Origin of the sequence: Pandoraea pneumonica, assembly GCF_902459645.1 — a bacterium.
Classification (GTDB): Bacteria; Pseudomonadota; Gammaproteobacteria; order Burkholderiales; family Burkholderiaceae; genus Pandoraea; species Pandoraea pneumonica.
The window spans coordinates 1,057,576-1,076,455 of record NZ_CABPSK010000002.1 but is presented as its reverse complement, the minus strand read 5'-3'; the positions used below and the strand labels follow the sequence as shown (position 1 = coordinate 1,076,455).

The following is an 18,880-nucleotide window of genomic DNA, read 5'->3' as shown; positions in this document are numbered from 1 at the left end:
CGCTCGTCGTTGGTCCGAGCGACAGTCGGAGGGTGGGATACGAGAGAAATACGAACCGGTCATTCGAGCGGTAAGAGGGGAAGCCCCTTCTATTTCCCGCTGTATGACGCTGCAGGCTCCGACCTTAGGTCGACGCGTACATGCACTTAGCGGAGCCGAGATAAGTGCGATGCTTTTCGCGCTGTACCACCCTGCATTGATAGATATTCAGGAGCAACGGGGACTGCCGTTAGACACTGCGGCCAACCCAATCGGGGCATATCGCACGCTACGCCCTACTGAGCCGCAAAACCAGACCGGCACGATTTTCATTGCCGAAGATCTTGGTGACGTTTCAAAGCATCCAATGTTTCTTGCTGAGATTCCCGACCCAGTCTCCGGCTCAGTTAGAAGAACGTGGTCTGCACTGCCCTTAACGGGTGATCTTCTTCTGATTCTTCGCTCGGACGTTGATGATATCTATGCCGTCAATTGGACTATCAAGAACAACGCCGAGGCTTTCACCCACCAACTGGCCCGCGACCGATCGAGCGTGTCACCCGCTTCAGAAGCGAAAGCACGACTGCGCCATGAACTTGAAGCTCGTTCCTACGCCTCGGTCGGAATTAGAACGATTCGAGTGACGAGCGCCTCATTTGACAGAACCCTCATCAGAAACTTTGGGATGCTGCATACGTTCGCATGCAGAAAAATCGGTGTTTCGCCGCGTGTGCGACACAAAGTTATCGATGGTCTACGCTGCGTCGTTGGTACCAAGACCGCACCCCTTTCTGTTTTTCCTGCTTTCGAAAAGGAGTACGGGATATCCGCTGCCACATGTCGAGACGTCCTCTTTGAGGCGATTTGGCATAGGGATATCCCAGTAGATCTCTTTACCCCTGTACAGGTCGACAAGCCCCTTCGTCGCAAAGAAGTGGACGAACTGGAGGTTTACTCAGGGTACTTCTCCCCAAAGGGGGCCGACTGATGCACGTGGGAGCGAAGCTTGAGTCCGCGGACCGATTCCAAGGGCGTTCAGCAACCCGATATGCTCACTTCCTAATGAGCTCTGAGCGATACAAGTCTGTGGCGCTTGTCACGTTCGAAAAGAGGGCGGAACCATTTGCCGAATTGCTGCGCCTTCCACGAAGCGACTTCGAGACACTAGTCGCATCGGGGGCGATTTTTGAAACACCGGATCAACCCACGCTCCCCCCCGGGTTGGAGGATCTTGAAGGTCGCGACATATATTTGATCGAGCGATGGCGCGAAGAAAAGGGACGCCTGCGAAGCAACTTGAAGGTTATGGAGCAACGTAGAGACGTTGTCGATACGTTGTGCGAAGGCGACTTAGAGAAACTGCTCTTTGGCTCCAGTGATCCGATCGCATCGATAGCTAAGGCAGTCAAAGAACGAACGCACAGAAAGGACACAACGAGGGTCAGATACTGGCTCCTAGCATATTTGACATTCGGGCGCCGCGAACTTGCCTTGTACCCAGCCACGATAAAGAACGGTCGCTGGGACAGGTCATCCTTACCAAGCGACGCGCGACTCGGACGCCCCCCCCTTGAGGACCCTTTGCCTCAGCTCCGAATTTCCGCCGAACTCGCCGAGAAAATGGTGAAGTCATACTCTTCGAGGGTCATTGACGGGCATACAAGTTCCACAGCGTACACATCTTTTGTGAGAAAGCATTTTGGGGTCACGGTGAAATCCCGACCTATTGGCGACATGCTCTGTCAACCGGAGGGTCTCCCATTTCCATCCAAACGGCAATATGACTACGCCATTCACAAATTGCTGAAGCGATCCGAAATTGACGAACTCCGCCTCGGAAAGCACCGGTACAACAACACGTTGTCCCCAAGAGAAGGCGCATTCTCCGAAGGCGTGGGAAATGTTTTCCAGGCGGTGCAACTAGACGCCGCCCAAGCACCAGAACTGCCCATCGGATTTCTCGGTGAGATCCAACAACTCCCGCTTCAGGTGGTGCGCATGATAGACGTGGCATCGGGGATCGGCTTGGGAATCGGGTTCAGCCTTGGTGCAGAACGTGCATCGGCATATCGGATGGCCCATTTCTGTTGCTCGATATCAAAAGTAAAGTTCGCACGCCTTTTAGGCTTGGAAATCGACGAAAACGATTGGCCGTGCGTCGGTACACCCGGGGGCGCGGTTTATGACAGAGGTCCAGGCGCCACGATAGAACATGCCGACGCGACGTCAACTGTTGAGATGACCCCGTCGTATGCGCCAAAAGGCAAACCCAACGTTGAGGGATCCCACCCGAAGAAGCGAGCGCGCCAGGGCCCTCCACAAGTCAGAATTAGCAACTTGAACCCGATCGAAATGGTTAAGCGAGAAATTCTCAGACAGATAAAAGATAACAAATCCAGTGACGCCTTCAGCCGAATGACTCCCGAGATGATTCGGAGCGAGGTTCTGCCGATACCTAATGATATCTATGCTTGGCTCGACGGACGTGGCCGGAGCTCTGCTGGGAGGATCTCGTTTGACGAGGCTGTACGGGAATGGCTTGATCCCGTGATATTTACAGTATCGAGGAATGGCTTAAGTTATCGATCTGCTGAATACAGAGATATGGGGATTTTGCTCCGGAATTTTCGGGAGAAATTACCACGACACTGCACATTCAATATCCCCGGATTTGTGCTTCCCTTTTGCGTCCGGTATGCGTGGATCGAGATTTCCGGCCACCTTGTGGAAGTTGAAAGAGTTCTTCCTCTGACCGACGATCCCACATTGTTGTTTGAGTCTTTACAGGACTTGGAACGCGAGGAGGTCACGGCCAGAATGCTGGCGCGCCGCGGAAGGAAGGCTGCAGCGGCTGCAGAGCTCGAATACCAATCAAAACACGAATCACAGATTGGTCTCTCCCCTCACGATTCAAATTCGATACCCCGGCGGGCCGTTAAGAAAAGGAATAAACAGAAAGAACGTGCCCTGCGGGATACAGTGCATTCGTAACCCCCGACGACGTGTCCGGACGGAGGAAAAAGATGAACCCGTGGTTACGACCGTACGATGATCTTGCGGACGACCGAAGCCTAGCGTCGAACATGGAACATGTGCCAGCCACGGTGGGGCAGCTTAGCCAACGCTCTGCAAGCTTAGCGTCGTTGGAACTGGAGCACTTTCTGAACGAGATATTTCTTTCAACGCCAAACACCTTGGCTATCGCGCGAAAGATTCTGAATAGGGCAAGACTCCACATTGAAACTGTGTATTCAGACGCTGCGGCCTATCGTGAGAAGATGTTCGACTATCGTCCCGACAGCTTTAGCGTTCTTCCAATGTGTTTGACGGGGCTGGCCGGAGTCGGAAAAAGTGCCCTCCTCAAAGCCTTAAAACGTTCCCTGGATGTTGTTTCTTATGTCGACGTCGGAATGGGGTACAAGACCGTCATTCGGCCATGCATCTATTTCCCGGTCTGCTCGCATGGCTCAGTGTCCAACGTAACTCGCTCAATCGTCGCGCAGTTCATTGACCCAGCGGTTGAACACGCCGCTCACGATCGCCCAAGCACTCCTCATGAGTCGCGCCGCCCAACCGGATATTCGATGAATTCTCAGGAGGCAGCCAAATGGCTCGCTTTTCGAGATGGGACGGGGGTCATACTGCTAGACGAGCTGCAGTTCATAACACACAGTGAGACCGCCAACACATTGGCAACGAAGGTGATTTATGCGACCGGCTACATCGGACCACCATTGGTCTTTGCGTCAAACTACGACATGGTCGTTCGCATTCAACGAAGAGGACAGCAAGACCGCGATCGATTGCTGACAGATCCGGCCGTCTTGCGCCCGGACTCGCTATATCACACCGACGATGTGGAAAGCTGGCAACGCTACCTACGGGCTTGCGTTACTGTTTCAGGTGACGCTCTGGCTCCCGACTTCGACTACTTTTTCGAGGAAATTCATCACATGTCATACGGCCTGAGACGAAAGACAGTTACGTTACTGTCGCTTGCTTACGGAATTGCCAGAGAACACTCGCGCAACACAGCGACGATCAAAGATCTACGAGACGCATACTCCTCCCAGAATTTCAGCACCCATCGCCTTGACGTCGAAGCATTGCGAAACATTGACGCGAATGGTGGCCGAAATCCGCGCGCGAGAATTGATGGAAATAGTTCCTCTAGCCTCATCTGCCCATTTCCCGAAGCTCAAGCAGACACATTCGTTCGTCAAGTTGCGGAGCTCGGCCGACAGACGCTTGATCTGTCTAACAAGGCTACGCTGTCCGCATATTCTCCCAAAGAGCGGAGTGAATATAAGGCCAGCGGAGGAGTAGTTGAGACGGCAGCGGACGAGAAAAAGAAACGGAAAGCGCCAACCACCCGGAGGCCAAAGAAGGCTGGCGAACTGATAGCTGGTACCCGAGATCTATTGAATAGTGGCTCGAGGCGAAAACCAACTATGAAATAAGATCTCAGCTCATCAAACAACGGCCGAGATATTCACCGACCCAAATTGGGTGCATGCGGACAACGCAACCTTTACGTGAACGACCTCGGTTACCATCGAGTTCTGGGCGAGCTCTAACCCCCTCCCCGTAACGTCAACGTCTCATCTATTTGCGCGAGCTCTTAATGCTCTCTCAAGCAAAAATACTCACCAGATCGATCAAACGGAAAACCCTCCGTTCAAAGGTCATGCTTTACATAATGCTAACGTTTGCCCCCTGGTATGTGCTACCCCGGCACTTTATAACTCCGGAGGGTCGTCCGGCGTTTACGCGTCACCCCGGCCTATTCACCAGTCCTCTTACGGCTGCGGCAGTTGCGAAGTTCGGGGCCGCCAGCCTGTTTAGTTGGATCGCATTTAATCAGATCAAGAAGCTACCTCCTGCGGGTCCCGACGCATATGATATGTACAACCACTTTGTGTCGTACGGGGCTTACAGCTTTTTCTTTCTGATCGCATTTGGCATATACGTTTGGGCCGCCTTCGAATGGGGCTTTCATCGAGTCGCATTCCATGCGTGTCAGCGCATGGATCTTGTCGCCCACAAAATTCCGTTTCAGTACTTCGTGTTGACAAGTGCCGCTAGTGGCCTGTGGCTCGCACTTTTCATCCATGCCGTTGCGTGGGTAATGCGCCACTCAGGGGGGAACTTTGTTGCGTATGTGCACGCGCTTCAGGCTCAAGCCATGGAGGTGCAGTCAATTGCATTTTGGGCCTTTTTGGGATCGGCCTACTTACTCCAGTATGCGAACCGTCGACGCGCGAAAGGGATTAGTGAAGTTTACGGAAATTCAAAACTTATACCGTTCTTGATCGTCGCCACAAAGATCGCGCTATTTATTATGGTGACCTTTGCCATCAGTTATCTCTCATCCCGATGAGTACACCCATGAGGAGCTACGGCTCGCGAGTATGACGCGAGCGCTGTGTCATTACGAGTATTCTCGACAAGATAAATGCTCGGGAGAGCTGACCATTACACTTTGATCTGACAGAGAGGGTGCCGTGGCGTCAACGTCGAGAATTTGTGCGGAACTACCGGGGGAAAAACTTATCGTTCAATCCGCTGCGAAGGGATAGCGTTCAAAATCCAACACTCCTGATGAACGTACAAGATCTCGAGGTGCTTCTTGTACAGAGTAGAGGCCGCCTCAAGCTGAGCGAGCGTGGTTGGCGAAGCGTCATGGTTATGGGCGTCGTTAGCGGCGGCCCACTTCTTCTGCAAATCGTGAGTCTTAGGGAAAGCCAGGGCCTTCAGCTGCTTGTTCGATGCATTTGAGATTACGCCAGCGAATTTGTATGAGTCGATGATTGTGTACTTGCCGTCGCCATCTACATCAACGGGGTTCAAAAACCACTTGAAGGCAAAAAGCAAGAATAGATTCGCAGGCCAACTCTGAGGACCTGAGATCAGCGTCTCAGACGTTGAGTGGCTGAGGCTTTCATGAAGATTCGTGGCACCAATAAGGATGACTTCGGGATCGATCTCACCGTTCGCGAGAGTCTTGCTCCCTGCTCCAATGTAGTTGAAGATACCCGCATAGCATTGCCCAAGATACACGACGGCACGCTTGAGGTTCGGCGACGATTTGATGCTATTCAGCAATCCGTGCGGGGTTATGGGTGGGTTGGCGTCAAGCCCCTCGAGACCTCCATGCCCCGTCACGAACATGACCAAGTTTTCGTGAGTGTTGTTCTTCTGATCGATGAAAAAATCTTTCGACTGCTTCACCGTGACAGGGGAAGCGGTACCGCTCCTTATGAAATTATCGATGGAGACGCGATCAGATCCATCAACGTAAATATCAATATTCTTGATGTTTACGCCGGCACTCTCGAGACACATGAGTCCGAACGCGAGGTCCTGGACGTGCCTCGGCTCAGAATCTGCTTGTGAAGATAAAAATAGAACCCACCGGGTATTGCCACCAATTAGACTCATTATTTTTTAGGTGATTCAAAACGCCCGACGCCACACGCTTAGAGGCTCATGTTGCTCAAGGAAATGGGCTTGCGGATATCCGAAAAATAAAAAAGCTCGTCAATCTCAAGCTTTTCAACACCATCCTTTACTTCATGCAGCACTCTTCCACTGTCGCTTAGCTCGAAAACGCTCGTAGCTGTCTTGAGGTAAAACGACGCTTCCTGCCCATCCATAGAAGACTCAACCTTGAATAGGAGCCACTCGCCAAGGTTGACACACTCCTTGACGGAATCGGCTATTTCGGGAAGACGGGATGACTCAATGTCGTGTAATTTCATTTCTGTGCTCCTTGGCTCGTTTGACGGACAAAAAAACTATCGCGTCGCCGCTTCAATAGCCCGGATGTTGTGCATTGCATGTTGATGCGAGACATTGTGGCACAAACTACTATAGCCAACTTCGTTGTATTCGCTAGTGGTAGTAACCACCTAACTTCGCCCTTGTCGCTGCTTCGAACACACGGCGCGGCGCCCCCTCGCCCGCCGTTCGGATACGGCTGTCGTAGCGCACCGCGTACGGACGTACGTGGACCTAGCCCAGCCCGCTGGTATTTAGCGGAGATATGTCGGGTTACTGAGTTTATTGTTGATCGAACACTTCGTAAGCAAGGTATCCTAGGTCATTACGGAGTAAATTTATTTTCTTTACCCCGTCGGAATGCCCGGAAATACAAGGCGTGCTGTTACGGAGTTAGTTGTTTCACATCAGAGGGCCGTGTCACCGCCCTCGCCGACCAATATCACTGCGCCAAACTGGCCAAAATTTCCTGCGCTTTCAAAAGCACCGGCGTATCGACCATCTTCCCGTCCAGTGCGACGGCCGCCCCGCCGCTCGCTTCGGTTGCCGCGATCACGCGCTTGGCCCACACCACCTCGTCGTCGCGCCACGCAAAGGCGGCGTGCACCGCTGCGATCTGCTTCGGATGAATGCACAGCTTGCCGCGAAAGCCCAAGCGGCGGGCGCGGCGGGCCTCTTGTTCGATCAAGGCAGCATCGTCGAACACCGTCGTCACGCCGTCGACCGGCGCGCCAATGCCCGTGAGCCGCGACGCCAGCGTCAGTTGCGAGCGGAAGTAGAGCAACTCGTCCCCGTCCCCCTCGATACCGATATCCAGTTGAAAATCGATCGTCCCGAACATCAGCCGCTCGACGCGTGGCGCCCCCGCAATCGCTTCGAGTGCGCCAAACGCCTTTGCCGTCTCGATCAACGGCACGATGCGTAGCGCTTCGTGTGCACCGGCGGCTGCCGCGATCAGCGTCGCCGCATCTTCGGTTTTCGGCACGACCAAACCTGCCACACGCGGCAACGCCGCCAGCGCACGCACGTCGTCGGCAAACCAATCGGTAGTCAATGCATTGATGCGCACATAAACGGGCGTGCCAGGTGCTGACGAATCACTCGCCAGCCATTCGCGCACTGTCTCGCGTGCAGCCAGTTTGTCCGCAATCGGCACCGCATCTTCGAGATCGACGATCACCGCGTCGGCCCCCGCAGCGAGTGCCTTATCGAAACGCTCCGGGCGATTGCCCGGCACAAACAACCATGAACGTGAGGGCATGCCCGGCATCTCCTTAAGCGTCAAACCGCGTGCTCGCGGTGCATCTCGGCAATCTGCTCCGGCGAAAGCCCAAGCTCCGAGAGAATCGCATCGGTGTGTTGCCCCAGCGCGGGAATCGGGTCCATACGCGGCGCGAACGACGCAGGCACGCCCGGTGGCAACGGTGCCGTGACCGGGCCATTAGGCGTCTGAACTTGTGTCCAGCGACCGCGCGCGGCCAACTGCGGATGGTTCCACACGTCGTGCATCGAATTCAGATTGGCGTTGGCGATCCCCACCGCATCGAGGCGCTGGACCAACTGCGCCGCGCTCAAATGCATGAAAGCGTCGTCGATGATGCCGCGCAAGACATCGCGATTCTCGAGCCGCAGCGGGTTCGAGCGAAAACGTGCATCGTCGGTCAGGCCCGGGTTCTCCAACACCTTCTCGCAGAACACCTTCCACTCGCGCTCGTTCTGCAAACCGAGCATCACCGTCTTGCCGTCGCCGCAAACAAACGGCCCATACGGAAAGATCGTGGCGTGTGCAGCGCCCGCGCGCGGCGGCGGCGTCTGGTCGTCGATCGCGTAGTACAGCGGGAAGCCCATCCACTCGACCATGCATTCCAACATCGAGACGTCGATGCGGCAGCCACGCCCAGTCTTCTGACGTTGCAGCAGTGCCGACAAAATGTTGGTGTATGCGTACATCCCCGCCGCGATATCGGCAATCGAGCACCCCGCCTTCGCGGACGCCTCGGGCGAGCCAGTCACCGACAAAAACCCCGACTCACTCTGAATCAGCAAGTCGTATGCCTTCTTATCGCGATACGGGCCGTCGGGGCCATAGCCCGAAATGCCGCACACGATGATCTGCGGATACTTTTCCGCGAGCGCTTCGTACGACAGGCCAAGCCTGTCAGCCGCGCCCGGCGCGAGGTTCTGCACCAGCACGTCCGCATCCGCGAGCAAGCGATGCAACACGTCCTGCGCGGCCGGTTGCTTCAGATCCAGCGACAAGCTCTCTTTCGAGCGATTGGTCCACACGAAGTGCGACGACATGCCTTCGACGCGCGCGTCGTACGCCCGCGCGAAATCGCCCACGCCAGGGCGCTCGATCTTGATGACTCGCGCGCCGAGGTCGGCCAGTTGACGGGTGCAGAACGGCGCCGCAATGGCGTGTTCGAGCGCGATGACCTTGATGCCGTCGAGGGGCCTCATGACAACGATCTCCGGATGAGAGTGAAAGATGGACGGGGCGTCAGACGATCTTGGCGAGCACGATAAGGCTCAGCGTGATCGTGATCGCGCCGCCGATACGGGTGGCAATCTGCGCAAAGGGCATCAGACGCATACGATTCGCGGCGGTCAGAATGGCAACGTCGCCGGTGCCGCCGAGGCCGCTGTGCGTGCCCACGACAATGGCCGCATCGATGGGGTGCATGTCCATGCGGCGCCCCACGAAGAAGGCCGTCACCATGAGCGTGGCCACGGTTGCGACGATGGTCACGAGCGTCGGCACATTGAACGAATCGATGATCTTCTGCCACGGCGTGATGACCACGCCGATGGCGAACAGCAACGGATACGTGACCGCTGTCGCAAAGAACTTGTAGACCACGCCCGCGCCCTGCTCCAAACGCGGCGAGAAGACGAAGAACACCTTGGCGGCGACCGCAAGCACCAGCATCATCACCGGGCCCGGCAGGCCCAGCGTGTTCTGGGCGAGCATGCCGACGAAGTACAGGCACACGGCGATCATGCCCGCAGCGGCGATGTCGGTGGCATCGACAGGCATGGCGGATTTGGTGGCCTCCGGCAGTTCGTCGTCGCCCGAGCGCATCAGTTGGCCGTTACCGGTCAGCGACGGATAGCGCTTGCCAATGGCATTGAGCACACCAGAGAAAACGATGGCCGTTACGTTGCCGAGCATCACAGCGGGCAGCGCCTGTGCCAGCAGTTCACCAGCGGGCTGATGCAGCACTTCGGAATAGCCCAGCGTGAGCGGAATCACGCCCTCGCCCAGACCGCCGGACATGACCGGAATCACAACGAAGAAGATCGTATGGAACACGCCCATGCCGAGCAGCGTGCCCACGGCCGTGCCCACCGCACCGGCGAGCAACGAACCGATCACCAGCGGCACGAAGATGCGCAAGAACCCGCCGATCAGCACCTTGCGGTCCATGCTCAAGATGCTGCCGACGATAATCGCGGGAATGAACAGATACAGGAAGTTGCCAGCCTTCCAGAACGAGACGATCGGCGTGACCACCGATGGCGGCAATGCATGCGTGAAGACCAGATAAGACGGCAGAAACGTCACCAAAATCACCGGCCCGCCAATGCTGCGGAAGATCGGAATACGCTGGCCGATTTCCATGCAGGTGAAGCTGCACACCGCGAGGAGCGCGATGATCGGCGAGAGCTCCGCCGAGAGTTTGCCGGTGACCGCCGTTGCAATCAGCGCGAGCGCTAGCACGATGTGCACGGGCAGCGGCACGATGCCGATGCGCATGTCCATGAGCCGCCACCACGCGTCGCGCCACGGGTGCGCCGTCCCGGTCGAAGCGAGGCCGCCCGAGGGCGCATGTTCGGCCGTACCAAGGGGAGTGCGTTCACGCATCTGCATTTGTTTTGTCTCCGATTTATGCGTTTTCCTGCCGCACTATAGGCGCGCAAAACGGCGAGGAGGAAATACCGATTTCGGATACTGGCATAGGCTGAACCTATGGCTCGCCGCCGGAAACGTTCGCATTCGCTGGGAAAATCAACCGTCATCGGCATTTCACCCAGATGCGTATAGGGGTACGCTATGGCTTTCCCTTATTCCCGATCGATCATGGATGTCCGGCAACTGCGCAATTTCGTCGCCATCGTCGACAGCGGCAGCCTGTCGAAAGCCGCCGAACGGCTGTTGATCGCGCAACCGTCGCTCAGCCAGCAACTGCGCACACTCGAAGAGGAATTGGGCACGCAGTTGCTGATTCGCAGTGCACAAGGTGTTGTGCCAACCGAAGCGGGCAAGACGATGTACCGGCACGCACGCGTCGTGCTGCGCCAAATGGAGCAGATTCGCGAAGAAGTCCGCGATGGCGGCGGCAGCGAGGCGGGGCCAGTGGCGGTGGGCTTCCCAACGACGATTGCCGCGATTCTTGCCGTGCCGCTATTCCAACGTGTTCGCACGCAATACCCGGGCATCCGCTTGCAGATTTTCGAGAGCATGAGCGGCTACATCAGCGAGCTGCTCGCCAACGGGCGGCTCGATCTGGCCATGCTGTTCCGCGACTCGGAAACACGCGGCATTTCGGTCATGCCGCTGTTCGACGAGGAGCTTTATGTGATGGGCGGGCATTTGGTCTGCCCCGAGATCTATGCCGATGCGTCTCGCGGGCCGCGAGCGCGCGGTAACGACGTGGCAAGCGGCACCTGCGCGTTGGCACGATTGGCGAATGTGCCGCTGGTCGTGCCGAGTGCGTCGAATGGCTTGCGTCTACTGATCGAGCGCAGCTTTTCGCAGGCCAATGTGGAATTGAATATCGTCGCCGATATCGATTCTCTGCCGACGCTGATCGACATCGCGCGTGCAGGCGAAGCCTGCGCCATCTTGCCGTCGTCGGCACTGGCACCGCGCGATCCGAGCCTGCGCCCCAAGGCGTTGCGCATCGTCTCGCCGCAATTGCAGCGAACGGCCAGCGTCTGCTGGTCGAACTCGCTGCCGGTAGGCTCCGCGACGCTCGCAGTACGGCAATGTATCGCCGACCTGATCCGCGAACTGCAATCCGAGGGGCATTGGACCGGGATTACGTTGCGCCCAGCGGTTTCTCCGTAAGCCGAATCTGGCAGAACGTTTCAGTCGACGGCGTGGTCATGTTAAGTTGTGCCCATCGCTCATTCCGACGAGCCCGCGCTTGCGCGTGCCCTGTTCTGCCAATCCAATGCGACATGTCTTTTTCGGCTGGCTGCTAACGCTCTTCGTCATGGCTGCCCATGCGGCCACTCCCACGACACCTGCCCCGCCCGTCCCCTCGCCCGCATCCGCGAGCGCACCGACCAGCACCGCGCCCGCGCTAACACCGCAGCAAGCACAACAAGCGCTCTCCGTGCTGGAGAATCCGCAAGACCGTGCCCGCGTGGAAACCACATTGCGGGCCATCGCCGCCGTCGGTGCCTTGAGCGCACCACCGGCCTCGGCCAGTGCCCCGAGCGCCGCGTCGGCAGCCTCCGCGTCTTCCGCCCCTGTCGCGTTGCAGTCGAACGGACTGGCGTCGATGTTGGTCCATCAAGGCGCGCGCTGGGCGGCCCAAATCGGCGCCGGATTGCGCGAATCGCTGCACTCGCTGCTCGACGTCGGTTCTGTCGGCGGCTGGTGGCGCGACACCGTCAACCATGCCGATGCACGCGCAGGGTTCGCCCATGCGCTGCTGATCATCTTCGCCGTGCTGCTACCGGCGTTCGTCATTGAATGGGGTGCCAAACGGTTACTACGACGTTTGCTCACCGAACTTGCCGCACGCCACGAGAGTGCCGCGCAGCGCTTTGCAACGGGCGAGCGGCACGACACCGCTGACGCCACTGGTGCCGCATCAACCGACAACGCAGCGACGTCGCAAGCCCAAGGGCGTGCGCTGATGCATAAAACGCTGCTGGGCCGTCTGCCGCGCGCGTTTGTGACGCTGCTACTGCGCCTGCTGCCTCTGATGATCTTCGCGGGCGTGGCCAGCCTCATGATGTCGCTGCTCGTCGACGACGACACGCCAACGGCCGCCGCACTCGGTTCGCTGATCGACATCTATGTGATCTGCCGCCTCGTCACACTGGCCAGCCGGTTGTTCTTCCAGCCCGATGCACCGCAACTGCGGTTGCTACACCTCGGCGATCAATGGGCCGCCTTTGCACAACGATGGATCATGCGCATCGCGCTCGTCGTCGGTATTTGCACGGCACTGGTGGAAATCGCGGCGAACTTCGGCCTCAGCGACGCGGGCCACACGGCACTCATCAAGACGGTAGCGCTCATTGGCCACTTGCTCGTCTCGGTGCTCATCATTCAGTGCGCGCGCCCCGTGGCGACCCGCATTCGCACGTATTGCGCGAAGCACCCTTCGCTGAACGCCGTCGGCGGCACACTCGCGAACGCGTGGGCACCGGCGTCGATCTTTGTCGTGATGGCGCTCTGGTTCATTTGGGCGCTCGACGTACACAACGGTTATCGCGTGTTGATTACGCTGGGCGGGCGCACGCTGGCCGTCATCATCGGCATGCGGCTGCTGTCCATTCTCCTGTTCGGCGCCCTCTCGCGCGCGTTCGAGCGGCGCGACGAAGACCGCACGCTCGTGCATCGCCACGCCTACCGCTATTACCCGCTGTTGCGAGGCTTGTTGTCGGTCGTCGTCGGCATCATCGGGCTAGTGCTGCTGTTGCAGGTCTGGGGCGTGCCGGTCTGGCAAACGTTCGAATCGAGCGCGATCGGCCACCGTTTGGCGGGCGCACTCGTGACGATCGCCATCGCCGCCGTGATTGCCCTCGTCGTGTGGGAAGCCGCCAACATCGCCATCGAGCGCCGCCTTCAACAATGGACTCACCAGGGCGACGTGATGCGCGCGGCGCGCCTGCGCACGCTCTTGCCGATGCTGCGCACGCTGCTCTTCTCGTGCATTGCCCTCGTGGTGATACTCACTGGCATGAGCGAGATCGGGGTGAACGTCGGGCCGTTGGTCGCGGGCGCCAGCATCTTCGGCGTGGCGCTCGGCTTCGGCTCGCAAAAGCTGGTGCAGGACTTCATCACCGGCATCTTCCTGCTCATGGAGAATGCGTTGCAGGTGGGCGATTGGGTCACGCTCGCGGGCGTCTCGGGCACCGTCGAGTATTTGTCGATTCGTACTGTCCGGCTGCGCGCCAGCGACGGCTCGCTCTACACGGTGCCGTTCAGCTCCGTGACGACGGTCAACAACACGAATCGTGGGCTGGGCAATGCGGCGGTGAAGATTAGCATTGCGTACGGAGAAGATGTCGACCTTGCCGTCGCCACGCTCAAGGAAATCGGTGCGGCACTGCGGGAAGATCCGGCCTTCCGCGACGGCATCAAGTCGGACTTCAGCTACTGGGGCGTCGATCAGGTCGATGGCGCGGCGCTGGCACTTAGCGGACAAATGCAGTGCACCGACACAACTCGTTGGGGAGTCCAGCGCGAATTCAACCGTCGCATTGCTGACACATTCAAAGCCCGTGGCATCCGCATCGCCAACCCGCAGCGCAGCATGGTCGCGTTCGAAGACGGCAAGCCGCTTGAAGAACCGCATCAGTGAATTCCCTCACGGGTAAGCCATCACTCCGCTGGAGACGCTGACGCTGCGGGCCTCGCGGCGTGGGCGCTTGTATCGGCACCACCCGATCAGCACAAATTGGGGTGGCGAAGCGCAATTGGCTGACTACAATTTGTACGTGCAGTCCACACGATCAGCATTGATCAGCACTGACGACAAGTAAGCATCTGGACGCTCGCCCGCAAGGGCGGTCAGCCCGGAGAGGCGGGGCCCTCACATGACGTTTCAACCGCTCCAGGGGAGGCATGTCCATGACGTGCCTAAACGAAACGATTGTCGGCGCAATGCTTCTATCGCTCGGCGGCTTCGCATTTGCGGGCGGCCCCGGTACCGACTCATCCGAAGGGATGATGATGGCCAACATTGCCCCTACCCTGCCGGAGACCGCTGCGATGGCCCCCGAGCCTCGCCGTTATCTCCACCATTTCGAAACCACGCCGCAACAGCCACCACCAGCGGTTGCCAACCAAGGCCCTGCGTTGTTTCCTTACGCGCCATCGGTAGCGCGCGTTGAGGAGACGGTCGGCAGCGCGTACGTTGTGCAGCCCGAGTACGACGTGCGGCATCTCTCGGCAAGCCCGCCCGCAAGCACGGGACCGCTGGGGCCGCTGGGACAGACGGCCGAACAGGCCAATGCGGGCCTGCTCCATGGGCTGCCGTCTTCGGTCGCGCAGGTCTCCATCGTGCAGTGGAACAACGAAGATTCGAAGCTCGGCTCGAACCCCACGCGCGGCTTGCAAGTGCGCACCGATGACTGGACCGTCTCGGCCAGCGCACGGGTTGCCTTGTTCCGCTCGCACGATACCGGGGCAACGGTCTACGTGCGACGACGCTTCTAAAACGCGAGCCTCCTACGCCGCCACGCCCCGCCGCTCAGGTTGGTGATAACCGTTCGATCAGCATCGAGACAAAGGTGTCCGCCACCGGCGGCAGCGTGCGCCCGCGTTTCTTGATCAACGCGATGGGGCGCAGGAACGCGGGATCGTCAATCGCCTTGACGCGCAAGTCGGGCTCGGCCCGCACCTCGCGCGCGGACGCGGGCAGAATCGTCACGCCGAGCCCAGCGCGCACCATCGCCACCGCCGTCATCATGTAGGTCGCCTCGCAGGCAATCTCCGGCGTATGGCCCGCATTGGCGAGCGCGCTATCGACCACGGCGCGCACACTCGTGCCAGGCGACGTTAAGACCAGCGGCTCTTTGGCAAGGTCGGCTAGCGTAAGACGCCTTCGTCGCGCCAGCGGATGCTGCTGCGGCAGCACCGCGACCAGTCGATCGCCGCCCGCATGCAGCACTTCGAATACGGGGTCGGTCAGATCGCCGCCCGTCAGGCCGATATCGACCTCTTCATTACGCACGAGCGTATTCACCATCCCAGCGACCGCATCGCGCACGTGGAATCCGGCACGGGGCACCACGGCCTTCACTTCCTGAATCAACTCCGGCAGCACGCTCGCCGCGAACGTGGGCAAGCAGGCAATGCGTACCGTCCCCGTCGAACCGTCGCCTAGCGAGCGCGCGTCGACCAGCACCTGCTCCATATCGAGCAGCGATTTTTGCAGCAACGGAAGCAGGTCGCGGCCGGTCGGCGTGAGTGCCACGTTGCGGCTGTTGCGATCGAAAAGCCGCACGCCCACCGTCTCCTCAAGCCGCCGGATTTGCACCGTCAACGCCGGTTGCGACAAGTGCAGCCGCGTCGCCGCTCGCGTGAAGCTGCCGGTCTGCGCCACGGCGATGAAAGCGCGTATGTCTCGGAGGTTCAGATCCATTATGGTTTGTAATGACTGCAATCAAATCATTTCAATTGATTTATCACAGTGCCGAACTTACGCTCCATCGCATTAAAAGACAATATTGGAGACAAGCTCATGCTGCCATTACTGGGGCTGGCGACCATCGTCGTGCTGCTCGGCGCGATTCTCTCGAAGCGGATGTCGCCGCTCGTCGCACTCATCATCGTGCCGATTGCGGCCTCACTCATCGGCGGGTTCGGGTTTCAGACCAGCAAGTTCGTGATCGACGGGCTCAAGAGTCTGGCCCCGGTCGTGGGCATGTTCGTCTTCGCGATTCTCTATTTCGGCACGATCACCGACGCGGGCACGCTCGATCCGATCATCGACCGCATTTTGCGCGCGGTAGGCACCCGCCCGAGCCGCATCGTCGTCGGGACGACGTTGCTCGCGCTGCTGATCCACCTCGACGGCTCCGGCGCGGTTTGCTTCCTCGTCACCATTCCGGCGATGCTGCCGCTCTACGACCGCTTGGGGATGGATCGCCGCGTGCTGGCGGCGGCGGTGTCGATGGCCGCAGGCATCAACTTCCTGCCGTGGACCGGCCCGATGATTCGCGCGTCGGCCTCACTCCATTTGCCGGTGTCGAGCCTGTTCAATCCGTTGATCCCGGTGCAGGCCGTGGGTCTGGTGTTCGTGTTCGGCATGGCGTATTGGCTGGGCCGTCGGGAAGAAAAGCGTCTCGGCCTGACCGGCGGCGGCACATCGGTGCCGATGCCGAAACGCGAGCTCACGCCGGAAGAACAGGCGCTGCGCCGCCCGAAAAACTTCTGGTTCAACATCGTGCTCACGCTGATCGTGCTCGGCACCATGGTCGTCATGGGCGAGAAGATTCCGCCCGCGATCATGTTCATGGTCGGGCTGTGTATCGCGCTGATGGTGAACTATCCGAACGTCGACATGCAGCGCAAGCGCATCGATGCCCATGCGCGCGCTGCCCTGATGATGGCCGGGGTGTTGCTTGCTGCTGGGGTCTTTACCGGCATCATGCAAGGCAGCGGCATGCTCAAAGCGATGGCGCAGGCCGCCGTCGGCTTCGTGCCGCCGGAAATGGCTGGGCATATTCCCGTCGCGCTCGGTTTCCTCTCCATGCCGCTGAGCATGTTGTTCGATCCCGACTCGTTCTATTTCGGCGTCTTGCCTGTCATTGCGGAAGTCGCCGGACAACTCGGCGTGCCGGCGGTGCAAGTCGGTCAAGCCGCCCTGCTCGGTCAGATGACGACGGGCTTCCCGGTGAGCCCGCTCACCCCCGCCACGTTCCTCGTGGTTGGCCTGTGCGGCATCGATCTCGCCGACCATCAGAAATTCACGTTCCCGTTGCTGTTCGGTGCGTCGATCGTGATGACGATCGCGGCCGTCGTCCTCGGCGTTTTCTAGTTCTCAGCCTCACTTACCGGATGCCATTCGCATGACAGCCCATCAAGACACTCGCCGCGTCCGGATCGGCGCGGGCGCGGGGTACTCCGGCGACCGGATCGAACCGGCCGTCGAACTCGCGGAACACGGCGCGCTCGACTATCTCGTCTTCGAATGCCTCGCCGAGCGCACGATTGCCATCGCGCAACAAGCGCGCCGCCGTGACCCGCAACTCGGCTACGACCCATTGCTCGAAGCGCGCATGCGCGCGGTACTGCCCGCTGCGATTCGCAACGGCGTGCGCATCATCTCGAACATGGGCGCGGCCAATCCGGTCGCTGCCGCCCAGAAGACGGCACAAATCGCCCGCTCGCTTGGGCTCGATCACGTGAAAATTGCCGCCGTCACCGGCGACGACGTGCTCAATGTCGTATTGCACAGCGATCTGCGTTTCGAAGAATCGGGCGAGCCGGTCGCGGCGTACCGCGAGCGCATCGTGTCGGCCAACGCCTATCTGGGGGCGTCGGGCATCGTCGATGCGCTCGCCGCCGGCGCGGATATCGTCCTGACCGGCCGCGTAGCCGACCCTTCGCTCTTCGCCGCGCCGCTGATTCACGCCTTCGGCTGGTCGATGGACGACTGGCGCACGCTCGGTCAGGCAACCGTCGTTGGCCATTTGCTCGAGTGCGCAGGACAGGTGACCGGCGGCTATTTCGCAGACCCGGGCGCGAAGGATGTTGCTGATCTTGCGCGGCTTGGCTTCCCCATTGGCGAAGTGTCGGCCGACGGTGCGGTCGTAATCACCAAAGTGGCGGGCTCGGGCGGGCGCGTCACACCCGCGACCTGCAAGGAACAGCTGCTTTACGAAATTCACAATCCGCAGCGCTATCTGCAACCCGACGTGGTCGCCGACTTCTCCGAGGTTGTCGTGGCCGATGACGCCACGGATCGTGTGCGCGTCACGGGCGGGCTTGGCACGCCGCGCACCGGCACGCTGAAGGTGTCCGTCGGGTATGTTGATGGCTACATCGGTGAAGGGCAGATTTCGTACGCCGGGCCCGGCGCCGTCGCGCGTGCACGACTGGCGCTCGACATCGTGCGCGAACGCCTAGCGATGACGGGCGTGCAGACTAGCGAGTTGCGCTTCGACCTGATCGGCGTGAACGCGCTGCATGGCGAAACGTTGGGCGCGCAGCATGCCGATCCCTACGAGGTTCGGGTTCGGGTTGCGGGGCGTACTGCGTCGGCAGACGAGGCCGTGCGCATCGGCAACGAAGTCGAAACGCTGTACACGAATGGTCCGGCGGGCGGTGGCGGCGTGACCAAATCGACACGAGAGGTACTCGCCGTGCAATCGGTACTGCTGCCGCGCGAACATGCCACCCCGGCGTTCACCTTTGTCGAGGCCTGAA

15 protein-coding genes are annotated in these 18,880 nt (G+C 59.3%); 9 read left to right on the top strand and 6 right to left on the bottom strand.

Features of this window, described 5'->3' with window-relative positions; all coding sequences use genetic code 11:
- Positions 1-169: 169 nt before the first annotated feature.
- From PPN31114_RS14015 to PPN31114_RS14000, 4 genes are all read left to right on the top strand, one after another.
- On the top strand, positions 170-967 hold the full coding sequence (locus tag PPN31114_RS14015; RefSeq protein ID WP_150680067.1) for a PDDEXK family nuclease: 798 nt from the start codon (positions 170-172) through the stop codon (positions 965-967).
- Positions 968-1,065: 98 nt separating this feature from the next.
- Positions 1,066-2,970 (top strand): hypothetical protein, encoded by a 1,905-nt coding sequence (locus PPN31114_RS14010; protein WP_150680066.1) that lies wholly within the window; start codon positions 1,066-1,068, stop codon positions 2,968-2,970.
- 32 nt (positions 2,971-3,002) lie between these two features.
- Positions 3,003-4,439 (top strand): AAA family ATPase, encoded by a 1,437-nt coding sequence (locus tag PPN31114_RS14005; RefSeq protein WP_150680065.1) that lies wholly within the window; start codon positions 3,003-3,005, stop codon positions 4,437-4,439.
- A 164-nt stretch (positions 4,440-4,603) separates the two neighbouring features.
- Entirely contained in the window at positions 4,604-5,359 is a 756-nt protein-coding gene (locus tag PPN31114_RS14000) for a hypothetical protein (protein WP_150680064.1), read from the top strand.
- A 170-nt stretch (positions 5,360-5,529) separates the two neighbouring features.
- On the opposite strand, the gene PPN31114_RS13995 is transcribed toward PPN31114_RS14000, so the two are convergent.
- The 5 genes from PPN31114_RS13995 to PPN31114_RS13975 form a co-directional block, all read right to left on the bottom strand.
- Positions 5,530-6,324, bottom strand: coding sequence for a hypothetical protein (locus PPN31114_RS13995; protein WP_246182541.1), 795 nt, complete (start codon positions 6,322-6,324; stop codon positions 5,530-5,532).
- 134 nt (positions 6,325-6,458) lie between these two features.
- Entirely contained in the window at positions 6,459-6,740 is a 282-nt protein-coding gene (locus tag PPN31114_RS13990; RefSeq protein WP_150680062.1) for a hypothetical protein, read from the bottom strand.
- Positions 6,741-7,201: 461 nt separating this feature from the next.
- The gene (locus tag PPN31114_RS13985; RefSeq protein ID WP_150680428.1) at positions 7,202-8,029 is read right to left on the bottom strand and encodes an HpcH/HpaI aldolase/citrate lyase family protein; all 828 of its coding nucleotides are present in this window, start codon (positions 8,027-8,029) and stop codon (positions 7,202-7,204) included.
- Between the two features lie 11 nt (positions 8,030-8,040).
- Complete coding sequence (locus PPN31114_RS13980) at positions 8,041-9,219, bottom strand: CaiB/BaiF CoA transferase family protein (protein WP_150680061.1); 1,179 nt, start codon at positions 9,217-9,219, stop codon at positions 8,041-8,043.
- A gap of 40 nt (positions 9,220-9,259) precedes the next feature.
- Positions 9,260-10,630 carry a 2-hydroxycarboxylate transporter family protein gene (locus tag PPN31114_RS13975; RefSeq protein ID WP_174988023.1) on the bottom strand — a complete coding sequence of 457 codons (1,371 nt, stop codon included), beginning with the start codon at positions 10,628-10,630 and terminating at the stop codon, positions 9,260-9,262.
- Positions 10,631-10,840: 210 nt separating this feature from the next.
- On the opposite strand from PPN31114_RS13975, the gene PPN31114_RS13970 reads away from it, so the two are divergent.
- From PPN31114_RS13970 to PPN31114_RS13960, 3 genes are all read left to right on the top strand, one after another.
- Positions 10,841-11,830, top strand: a complete 990-nt coding sequence (locus PPN31114_RS13970; RefSeq protein WP_150680426.1) for a LysR substrate-binding domain-containing protein — start codon at positions 10,841-10,843, stop codon at positions 11,828-11,830.
- 106 nt (positions 11,831-11,936) lie between these two features.
- The gene (locus PPN31114_RS13965) at positions 11,937-14,306 is read left to right on the top strand and encodes a mechanosensitive ion channel family protein (protein ID WP_150680060.1); all 2,370 of its coding nucleotides are present in this window, start codon (positions 11,937-11,939) and stop codon (positions 14,304-14,306) included.
- A 302-nt stretch (positions 14,307-14,608) separates the two neighbouring features.
- Positions 14,609-15,163 carry a hypothetical protein gene (locus tag PPN31114_RS13960; RefSeq protein ID WP_150680059.1) on the top strand — a complete coding sequence of 185 codons (555 nt, stop codon included), beginning with the start codon at positions 14,609-14,611 and terminating at the stop codon, positions 15,161-15,163.
- A 34-nt stretch (positions 15,164-15,197) separates the two neighbouring features.
- On the opposite strand, the gene PPN31114_RS13955 is transcribed toward PPN31114_RS13960, so the two are convergent.
- The gene (locus tag PPN31114_RS13955) at positions 15,198-16,091 is read right to left on the bottom strand and encodes a LysR family transcriptional regulator (protein ID WP_150680058.1); all 894 of its coding nucleotides are present in this window, start codon (positions 16,089-16,091) and stop codon (positions 15,198-15,200) included.
- Between the two features lie 99 nt (positions 16,092-16,190).
- Here PPN31114_RS13955 and PPN31114_RS13950 point away from each other — a divergent pair, with 99 nt between their 5' ends.
- Together PPN31114_RS13950 and PPN31114_RS13945 are read left to right on the top strand one after the other, a co-directional pair.
- Complete coding sequence (locus tag PPN31114_RS13950; RefSeq protein ID WP_150680057.1) at positions 16,191-17,489, top strand: CitMHS family transporter; 1,299 nt, start codon at positions 16,191-16,193, stop codon at positions 17,487-17,489.
- 31 nt (positions 17,490-17,520) lie between these two features.
- Positions 17,521-18,879 carry an acyclic terpene utilization AtuA family protein gene (locus PPN31114_RS13945; protein ID WP_150680056.1) on the top strand — a complete coding sequence of 453 codons (1,359 nt, stop codon included), beginning with the start codon at positions 17,521-17,523 and terminating at the stop codon, positions 18,877-18,879.
- Position 18,880 lies beyond the last annotated feature (1 nt).

What these genes read in the sequence shown, in the direction of transcription:
- PPN31114_RS14005 (WP_150680065.1), top strand. Translation starts at nt 3,003, where the DNA reads ATGAACCCGTGGTTACGACCGTACGATGATCTTGCGGACGACCGAAGC.
- PPN31114_RS13960 (WP_150680059.1), top strand. Translation starts at nt 14,609, where the DNA reads ATGCTTCTATCGCTCGGCGGCTTCGCATTTGCGGGCGGCCCCGGTACC.
- PPN31114_RS13970 (WP_150680426.1), top strand. Translation starts at nt 10,841, where the DNA reads ATGGATGTCCGGCAACTGCGCAATTTCGTCGCCATCGTCGACAGCGGC.
- PPN31114_RS13945 (WP_150680056.1), top strand. Translation starts at nt 17,521, where the DNA reads ATGACAGCCCATCAAGACACTCGCCGCGTCCGGATCGGCGCGGGCGCG.
- PPN31114_RS13985 (WP_150680428.1), bottom strand. Translation starts at nt 8,029, where the DNA reads ATGCCGGGCATGCCCTCACGTTCATGGTTGTTTGTGCCGGGCAATCGC.
- PPN31114_RS14015 (WP_150680067.1), top strand. Translation starts at nt 170, where the DNA reads ATGCTTTTCGCGCTGTACCACCCTGCATTGATAGATATTCAGGAGCAA.
- PPN31114_RS13995 (WP_246182541.1), bottom strand. Translation starts at nt 6,324, where the DNA reads ATGTGTCTCGAGAGTGCCGGCGTAAACATCAAGAATATTGATATTTAC.
- PPN31114_RS13990 (WP_150680062.1), bottom strand. Translation starts at nt 6,740, where the DNA reads ATGAAATTACACGACATTGAGTCATCCCGTCTTCCCGAAATAGCCGAT.
- PPN31114_RS14000 (WP_150680064.1), top strand. Translation starts at nt 4,604, where the DNA reads ATGCTCTCTCAAGCAAAAATACTCACCAGATCGATCAAACGGAAAACC.
- PPN31114_RS13965 (WP_150680060.1), top strand. Translation starts at nt 11,937, where the DNA reads ATGCGACATGTCTTTTTCGGCTGGCTGCTAACGCTCTTCGTCATGGCT.
- PPN31114_RS13950 (WP_150680057.1), top strand. Translation starts at nt 16,191, where the DNA reads ATGCTGCCATTACTGGGGCTGGCGACCATCGTCGTGCTGCTCGGCGCG.
- PPN31114_RS13975 (WP_174988023.1), bottom strand. Translation starts at nt 10,630, where the DNA reads ATGCAGATGCGTGAACGCACTCCCCTTGGTACGGCCGAACATGCGCCC.
- PPN31114_RS13955 (WP_150680058.1), bottom strand. Translation starts at nt 16,091, where the DNA reads ATGGATCTGAACCTCCGAGACATACGCGCTTTCATCGCCGTGGCGCAG.
- PPN31114_RS13980 (WP_150680061.1), bottom strand. Translation starts at nt 9,219, where the DNA reads ATGAGGCCCCTCGACGGCATCAAGGTCATCGCGCTCGAACACGCCATT.